Raw genomic sequence first — 7,331 nt, 5'->3', positions numbered from 1 at the left:
GCGGCCTGGGCCGTGCTGGCGGTGGCGGCCGTGTCCTTTGCCGCGGCCGTGGCAGCCATGACCGGCCGCGGCCGGATGGCGGTGGTGCTGGCAGTCTGCTGGGGTTTGGGCTGGCTGCTCTACGACCGTTTCCTGGGCGATTCACCGTCCCCGCCGGTGGCGATGGCGGCCGGCTTCGGCCTGTTCTTCGTGCTCGTGTGCGGCATGTCCCGCCGATTCCAGGTGGGGCATGCCGAGCGCCTCGCCATCCGCCGGGGCGAGCCATTGGATTAACCCCGAGGGCGCATCTCCTCCTTAGCGGACCGGAGCCCACTTGCCGCGCGAGCGCCGCAGCACGGCCAGTCCGGCGGTACCGGCGACTTCTTCAACCGCGTGGCGCATGTTGGCGCCGGTCTGCAACGCCTGGCGGTTCTCAACGGCATAAGCGTTGGCGTCCACTGTGAAGCGGACGGTGATCCGCGGGACGCCGGCCACCACGTCCAACTGGTGTGCTTCCACCACGTGGGCGGAACCCACAGCTGCCGTTGCGGCGTCCATCACCGCTTCCGGAGGGTTGCCGGGCCGCAGTCCGGTGATCTCCAACTGGGCGCGGAAGGATGGCATCCCTCAACTTTAGCTGCGTCCGGGCCACCCGCCCACGCGGTCAACCGGGCGCGTTCGCAGCCCTGTGGCGGAGGGCGTCACGGCGTGCCCAGTTCGATCAGCAGCACGCCGGCCGCGATGCAGACGATTCCGGCCGCCATCAGCTTGGTCAGCGGTTCGTCGAAGAGGAACTTTCCGGCCAGCGCCGTCAGGGCCACGCCGCAGGCAGTCCAGATGCCGTAGGCAATCCCGATTCCCAGCCCCTGACGCAGGGCGAAGGACAGGCAGGTAAAGGCTACGAGGTAGCCCGACACGACGGCCACCAGCCAGGCTTTGTGCCCGTCGATGCTGGCCCGCAGCGAGAGCGTGGCGGCTACCTCCAGGACGATCGCGACCGCGAGGAAGACCCAGGCCATTAGGTACGCGCCCGCTCTGCCCGGCGCGACGAAGCCCGGTGCCCGCCCCATTGCACGAGCACCACCCCGGCGACGGCGAGCGCCATGCCGGCAACCATCAAGGCCGTTAACGGTTCCTGGTACAACACTGCCGCCAGGACGGCCGTGAGGGCGACGCCGAGCGCACCCCATATCCCGTAGGCAACCCCGACGGGCACTCCCGCACGCAGGACGGCGGCGAGGAGCGCAAACGACGTGACGTAGCCGGCGACCACCACCGCGTACATTCCCGGCGAATCCAACGCAGCCTTCAACGACAGGGACGCCGCCACCTCGCAAACAATCGCTCCCGCGAGGAGCAACCAATTCTTCATCTACCAACCTCCCCCACCAGCACAACAGGTTACGGGGTTCATTGCACGCCCGGAGCACGGATCGCCGGGTGCGGTATGACGGCGGGGCGCGCACCGTGCCCGGGCAAAAGGCAGGACGAACCGGAATTATGGCGCCGCCATCTTGACGTACTAATCCGCCAGAACATCAAATAAAGAGAAACCGCTGAGGCAAGCCGCCGAAGCAGCCTCCCTCAACGGCCGGTTTCAGCATCAGGGTTCCGCTGCGCAGTTCAAGAGAGTCAACTGTGGAAAAGCAATCGATCGCCCCTGCATCCGCTCAACAAGAAGGCGCCGCGCCGGGGCAGGCGCAGTCCGACGGCGGCTGGAATGCCGATACCGCGGCCGGGCCGATGAGCGCCGGCGGAGCGGTGACGGTGGTGGAGGGTTCGTCCTTCTGCATTTCCTCGGCGGGAGGCGACATGTTTCCCGGCCTGACGCAGGGCGCCTTCTACCAGGACACCCGGATCTTGTCCGGCTGGTGCCTGACCGTCAACGGGCTTCCCCTCGAACCCCTGTTGTCCCGCGTGTTGGAGCCGTACCGTGCGCTCTTCGTCGGGCGGGCCCGCCGAGCGGACGGCCTGGCCGACTCCCAGTTGGTGGTCGAACGCGAACGCCTCGTCGGGGCCGGCCTGCGCGAGGACCTGGTGGTGACCAATCACTCGGCCCTGCCGGCGGAGTGCGTCCTGGAGTTGCGGGTGGAAGCCGACTTTGCCGACCTCTTTGACGTGAAAGGCGGGCGGGCGGCGCCTGCGGTCCAGCTGGTCCGGCAGGCCCACGGTGATGAACTCCAGCTCGAAGTAGTACGCCGCGGCCGCCGGCGCGGCATCCTCGTGCACGGGCGCGGCGCAGCGGTGAACGAGGACGTCCTTCACTTCGAGGCAATCATTCCGGCGCGCGGGAAGTGGACCACGAGCGTCATCGTCACTCCGCTGGTGGAACAGGACCGGCCCGCCGAGCCGTTCGTCGCCACCGGCTCCGTCGCCGACTTGGAAGCGGCACGCCGCCACCGGGCCTGGGGGGAATCAACGCCGCAGCTGGACATTGCCAACACCGACATTGAAGCGGTGCTGCGGCGAAGCCACGAGGACCTCGGTGCGCTGCGGATCTTCGACCCCGCCCATCCGGGACGCGCCGTGGTTGCCGCCGGTGCCCCCTGGTTCATGGCGCTCTTTGGCCGGGACTCGCTCCTGTCCGCCTACATGGCGTTGCCCGTGGACCCCTCGCTGGCACGCGGGACGCTGCAGACGCTCGCCGCCCGGCAGGGCACCGCATTCAATCCCGATACAGAGGAGGAGCCCGGCCGGATTCTCCACGAGGTGCGCCTGGGAGTGGCGGCCGGAGTAGTTTTGGGCGACCACGCGGCGTACTACGGGACGGCGGACGCGACTCCCCTCTTCGTCGTCCTGATGTCGGAGTTGAACCGCTGGGGCATGGAGCGGGACGTCCTGCAGTCGCTGCTGCCGCACGCGGACCGTGCGCTGGACTGGATCCGAAACTTCGGGGATCGGGACGGTGACGGCTTTGTGGAGTACAACCGGGCTGTTCCCCACGGCCTGCTCAACCAGGGCTGGAAAGATTCCTGGGACGGCATTAACTTCGCCGACGGGCGGCTGGCAGAGCCGCCGATCGCCCTGTGCGAGGTTCAGGGGTATGTCTACAGCGCCTACATCGGCCGCGGCCTGCTGGCCGCCGCGGCCGGTGATCAGGACCTTGCCGCCGAGTGGGGGCGCCGCGCGGCAAGGCTGAAGGAGGAGTTCAACGAGCGCTTCTGGCTTCCCGACCTGGGGTACTACGCCGTGGCCCTGGACGGAAAAAAGCGGCCGGTGGACGCCTGCACTTCCAACATGGGGCATTGTCTGTGGTCGGGCATCGTCGATGACGACAAGGCACCGCAAGTGGCCGCCCGGCTCATGTCCCCCGAGATGTTCACGGGCTGGGGGATCCGGACGCTGGCATCGGACATGGGCGCCTACAACCCGGTCAGCTACCACAACGGCTCCGTGTGGCCCCATGACAGCACCTTGGTCGCCAGCGGGTTGATGCGCTACGGGTTTGTCGAGGAGGCCCGGAGGGTGGCGGGAGGGCTCTTTGATGCCGCCGTTCACTTCGACGGACGGTTGCCCGAACTGTTCTGCGGTTTCGACCGGAGCGAATACGACGTGCCCGTGCCCTACCCCACGTCCTGCTCGCCGCAAGCCTGGGCCGCCGCCTCGCCGGTCCATCTGATGCGCATGCTCCTGCGCCTGGATCCTTATCTCCCGGCGGATGAGCTGTGGCTCGCTCCTGAGATTCCGGCAGACTTCGGCTCGTTCCGCGCGGACAACCTGCTGCTCGGGAAATCCCGGGTGTCCCTGGCCGCCACCGGGAAAACTTTTACGGTGGAGGGCCTGGCTCCCGAGGTGAGGGTGCGTCACGGCGCGCGGTCGCCGCTGGCGGAGCTGCTGGTGCTCAGCGGCCGGGAAACGGAAGGGTCTGAAAGCTCCGCCGGGGACAGATGAGCCGCCTCGATGCCCTGCTTGGCCGACCCTTGCATGCCGTCGTTGCGTTTCAGCCAGTCGTCCAGCTCGTCGGCAGGGATCGGAACCTGCGGCAGCACCCACTCGGCCGGGATTTCCTCGCCGGCGAAGATCTTCTGCACGGCCAGCAGCGGCGTGCGCCACTGGAAGTTGGAGTAGACCGGAGCCAGCGCGTCGATGCCGGTGTCCTTCCATTTGCGCAGGAAGCTCAGCTCATCTTCGCCGGTCATGACCGGCAGGTCCTTGCCGGCGTCCTCGAACGCTTCGATCGCCGCGACCGCGCCGTCGCCGGCGTCCATCCAGACACCCTGGACATCGCCGGTGGCGAGCTCGTCGGAGATGATCTTCTTGATCTCGGTCGGGTCGGCGCCGGTGAAGTAGTCGGTGGCTTCGATGCCGTTCTCCTTGAAGATCTTCTCCGCCGCCGCCCAGCGCTGTTCCAGCACATCCACGCCGGGCAGGATGCGCAGCGCCACCACCTTGTCGCCTTCCTGCAGCCGTTCGGAGAGGAAGTTGGCGGTGTCGATGCCCCAGGCGAAACCGCCGATCGGGTGGATGAACGTGGTGGCGCAGTCGGTCTCCACACCGCGGTCGAACACCACCACGGGCTTGCCCGTGTCGCAGGCCCGCTCCACCGCAGGCGTCAGCGCCGCGGTGGCGTTCGGCGAGATGACAAACGCGTCGCATTCGCCTTCGCTGATGAAGTAGTCGATGTCGGCAATTTGCGTGTTCGAGTCGTCCTGCGCGTCCCGGGTCTCCATTTCGGAGATGACCCCCTCGTCCTGCAACACCTTCAACTGCTGGTTCATGGTGATCCAGCCAGTCTGCCGCCACGGGTTGGAGATCGACGCGTTGGCGAAGCAGACCTTCTTGGCGCCCTCGGAGGCGAACTTCTTGGTGTCGGTCATCTCGCCATCGATGTACTGAAGCCACGGCTGCTCCGGGTCGCCCTCGAATTCGGCGGTCCGCTGTTCGAACTGCTCGTCGTAGACGGCCTGGTCGAACCATTCCGTGGAGGCCTCCGCACTTTCCGCCGGTGACGGGCTGGCCGCGCCGCCGGGGCCGCCGGTCTCCTCGGTGATCGACGGATCGGTGGTACAGCCGGTCATGGCCATTAACGACGCGGCCGCTGTGAGCGCGACCGCGGTACTTAGACGTTTCCTCGTCATGTCAGTTCCCTCCCTTGTCGGTGCCCTCAGCGGGCTCTGGTGCCGCGATGATGTGTTGTTCGGACTGCGCGGCCGCAGAGCCCCCGCGCCGCTTGCGCTGCCACGACTGCGCGGCGGCAGCAACAGCGACGATGATGATGGCGCCCTGCACGGTGTCCCGCCAGGTGGATGCCACGCCCAGGAAATTCAGCAGCGTAAACAGCAACTCCAGGGCGAACGCTCCCGCCGCGGCAGAGAGCACCCAGCCGCGGCCGCCACCGAGCACCACCCCACCCAGTACGACGGCGGTGATCGCCGTGAACTCGTAGCCTTGGCCCACCGACGGATGGACCCCGGCATACCCGACCAGCAGGATCCCCGACACGGTGGCGGCCAGCGACGACAGCATGAAGGCCCGCGTGCGCACCCACCAGACCCGGGCGCCGGTTAGGGCTGCGGCCACGTCGTTGTCGCCGACGGCGACCAGCGTGCGCCCGTAGGGCCGGCGCATCATCCAGACGGCGAGCACGGCGACGGCAGCCAGGATGATGACCGGGTAGGGGATGACCTCCAGCACCGGCACGTTTTCGATGCCGCCACGGCCTATCTGCCGGAAGCTGTCCGCCGGGTTGCCCTGGGCGGCGCCGCCGGTCCAGTTGAGCACCAGGCCCAGCAGCGCCAGCATCATGCCCAGGGTGACAATGAAGCTGGGGACCTTGAGCAGGGTGGTGATCAGCCCGTTGATCAGCCCGATGACCGCCCCGAGGACGAACATCAGCGCCAGCACGGGGATGACCTTGGCGTCGTCCTGGCCGATCAGGTTGCCGGCCACGATCACCTGCATGGTCACTACCGATCCCATGGACAGGTCGAACTCGCCGGAAACGATCACGAAGTACTGCCCGATGGCGGCGATCGCAATCGGGGCGGTCCGGCCTATGAAGCGAATGAAGGACCCGGGCTCGCCGAACGACGGGTTCAGGACGATGATGGCCACCAGCAGCGCGGCCAGGAGCACGAAGATGCCGCCGCCGGGAGTCCGCAGGCTGCGCAGGAAGCGCTGGCCGCGTCCGGCCCGGTTCTGCTGCAGCACCCTGCCGCCGGCCTCCGAATCCAGAACCGTGCTCATGCCTGCACCTCCTGCTGTTGGGCGCCGTGCCCGTAGCGCGGAGGCCGGGCGACGATGGTGCGGCGGGCATAGACGGCGACGGCGACCACGATCACCACGCCGCGGACCACGTCCTTCAGGAACGGGTTGACCTGGAGCACGGACATAATGTTGTCCAGCATCGCGAAGATCAGGACGCCGCCCAGGGTGCCGGCGACGGATCCCTTGCCGCCGGCCAGCAGCGTCCCGCCCAGGACGACGGCGGCGATCGAGAGCAGGTCGTAGCCGCCCTGCGAGCCCACGGTGGGGCTGCCGACGCCCAGCCGGCTGGCCAGCAGCAGCCCGGCCATGCCGGAGAGGGTGGAGCAGATGACGTGGGCGGTAATCACGGCGCCCGGGACGCGGATGCCGGACATCCGGGCCACGTTGCTGTCGCCGCCGACGGCATAGATGTGGTGCCCCATGCGGGTGCGGTGCAGCATCAGCAGCACGAGGGCGGCGCAGGCGAGCATGATGAGGGTGGAGATCGGCACCGGCCCTATCCCGGTGGCGCCGATCAGCCGGAAGGAGAACGGGGTCTGGCCGAAACTGCCCTTGTAGTTGGTGCCGAGGTAGCCGCTGATCACCAGGCCCATGCCGAGCGTGGCGATGAACCCGTGCACCTTGAGGCCGGCAACAATCAGTCCGTTGACCAGACCGATGACGGCGGAGACACCCAGTGCCAGCAGCACGGCGGCCGGCACGTTTTCGCTCCGGTTGGCCATCACCCCGGCCGCTATCAGGCTGGCCAGGCTGGTCACGTAGGGCACCGAGAGGTCCAGGCTGCCGACCAGGATCACCAGCGTCTGGCCGATGGCGATGAAGCCCAGCACGCTCGTACCGGTCAGGATGGCGGAGATGTTGCCCGGGCTGAAGAAGTTTCGGCCGGCGGTGGCCACCAGGATGCTGCCGGCGATCAGGGTCAGCAGGGCCACCAGGTACACGATCTGGGTGGAGGTCAGCCGCGCGAAGAATCCGCCGCCGGCCCCTGCCCGCCGGGCGGGGACCGGGGTTTGCGTGGTCGTCATGGTGTCCCTCCCGTGGTGCCGCGGTCCTCCGCCACATGTGACCCGCCGCCGTGTCCTGCGTCCCCTAGGCGGGCACCGCCGTGCCCCGCGTCCCCACTGCGCCCCGCGTCACCAACGCGG

At 68.1% G+C, this 7,331-nt stretch carries 7 protein-coding genes and 1 pseudogene; 2 read left to right on the top strand and 6 right to left on the bottom strand.

Annotation, left to right across the window (positions count from 1 at the left end; all coding sequences use genetic code 11):
- Positions 1–273: pseudogene (locus tag AC5RUJ_RS08015) on the top strand (hypothetical protein); the annotation flags it as partial.
- A gap of 21 nt (positions 274–294) precedes the next feature.
- Here AC5RUJ_RS08015 and AC5RUJ_RS08010 read toward each other — a convergent pair.
- The 3 genes from AC5RUJ_RS08010 to AC5RUJ_RS08000 form a co-directional block, all read right to left on the bottom strand.
- Positions 295–603, bottom strand: coding sequence for a hypothetical protein (locus AC5RUJ_RS08010; RefSeq protein ID WP_494128107.1), 309 nt, complete (start codon positions 601–603; stop codon positions 295–297).
- 77 nt (positions 604–680) lie between these two features.
- Positions 681–998, bottom strand: a complete 318-nt coding sequence (locus AC5RUJ_RS08005; protein ID WP_494013085.1) for a DMT family transporter — start codon at positions 996–998, stop codon at positions 681–683.
- Positions 998–1,351, bottom strand: coding sequence for a DMT family transporter (locus tag AC5RUJ_RS08000; protein WP_494002255.1), 354 nt, complete (start codon positions 1,349–1,351; stop codon positions 998–1,000). Before AC5RUJ_RS08000 ends, AC5RUJ_RS08005 begins: the two co-directional genes overlap by 1 nt.
- Positions 1,352–1,722: 371 nt before the next feature.
- Here AC5RUJ_RS08000 and AC5RUJ_RS07995 point away from each other — a divergent pair, with 371 nt between their 5' ends.
- Positions 1,723–3,870 carry an amylo-alpha-1,6-glucosidase gene (locus tag AC5RUJ_RS07995; RefSeq protein ID WP_494128127.1) on the top strand — a complete coding sequence of 716 codons (2,148 nt, stop codon included), beginning with the start codon at positions 1,723–1,725 and terminating at the stop codon, positions 3,868–3,870.
- Here AC5RUJ_RS07995 and AC5RUJ_RS07990 read toward each other — a convergent pair.
- From AC5RUJ_RS07990 to AC5RUJ_RS07980, 3 genes are all read right to left on the bottom strand, one after another.
- Entirely contained in the window at positions 3,783–4,997 is a 1,215-nt protein-coding gene (locus tag AC5RUJ_RS07990) for a substrate-binding domain-containing protein (protein ID WP_494155741.1), read from the bottom strand. The genes AC5RUJ_RS07995 and AC5RUJ_RS07990 overlap by 88 nt on opposite strands.
- Before the next feature lie 61 nt (positions 4,998–5,058).
- Positions 5,059–6,165, bottom strand: a complete 1,107-nt coding sequence (locus tag AC5RUJ_RS07985) for an ABC transporter permease (protein ID WP_494023877.1) — start codon at positions 6,163–6,165, stop codon at positions 5,059–5,061.
- Complete coding sequence (locus tag AC5RUJ_RS07980) at positions 6,162–7,211, bottom strand: ABC transporter permease (protein WP_494128901.1); 1,050 nt, start codon at positions 7,209–7,211, stop codon at positions 6,162–6,164. The genes AC5RUJ_RS07985 and AC5RUJ_RS07980 overlap by 4 nt, the downstream gene beginning before the upstream one ends.
- Positions 7,212–7,331: the final 120 nt, after the last annotated feature.

The organism is Arthrobacter sp. Y3223164, assembly GCF_059091005.1.
The sequence above is the reverse complement of the archived record's forward strand: the minus strand, read 5'-3'. Positions and strand labels throughout refer to the sequence as shown.

Bases quoted from the DNA above. Each gene is read 5' to 3' on its own strand.
- AC5RUJ_RS08000 (WP_494002255.1), bottom strand. From the start codon at position 1,351: ATGAAGAATTGGTTGCTCCTCGCGGGAGCGATTGTTTGCGAGGTGGCG.
- AC5RUJ_RS07980 (WP_494128901.1), bottom strand. From the start codon at position 7,211: ATGACGACCACGCAAACCCCGGTCCCCGCCCGGCGGGCAGGGGCCGGC.
- AC5RUJ_RS08005 (WP_494013085.1), bottom strand. From the start codon at position 998: ATGGCCTGGGTCTTCCTCGCGGTCGCGATCGTCCTGGAGGTAGCCGCC.
- AC5RUJ_RS08010 (WP_494128107.1), bottom strand. From the start codon at position 603: ATGCCATCCTTCCGCGCCCAGTTGGAGATCACCGGACTGCGGCCCGGC.
- AC5RUJ_RS07995 (WP_494128127.1), top strand. From the start codon at position 1,723: ATGAGCGCCGGCGGAGCGGTGACGGTGGTGGAGGGTTCGTCCTTCTGC.
- AC5RUJ_RS07985 (WP_494023877.1), bottom strand. From the start codon at position 6,165: ATGAGCACGGTTCTGGATTCGGAGGCCGGCGGCAGGGTGCTGCAGCAG.
- AC5RUJ_RS07990 (WP_494155741.1), bottom strand. From the start codon at position 4,997: ATGACCGGCTGTACCACCGATCCGTCGATCACCGAGGAGACCGGCGGC.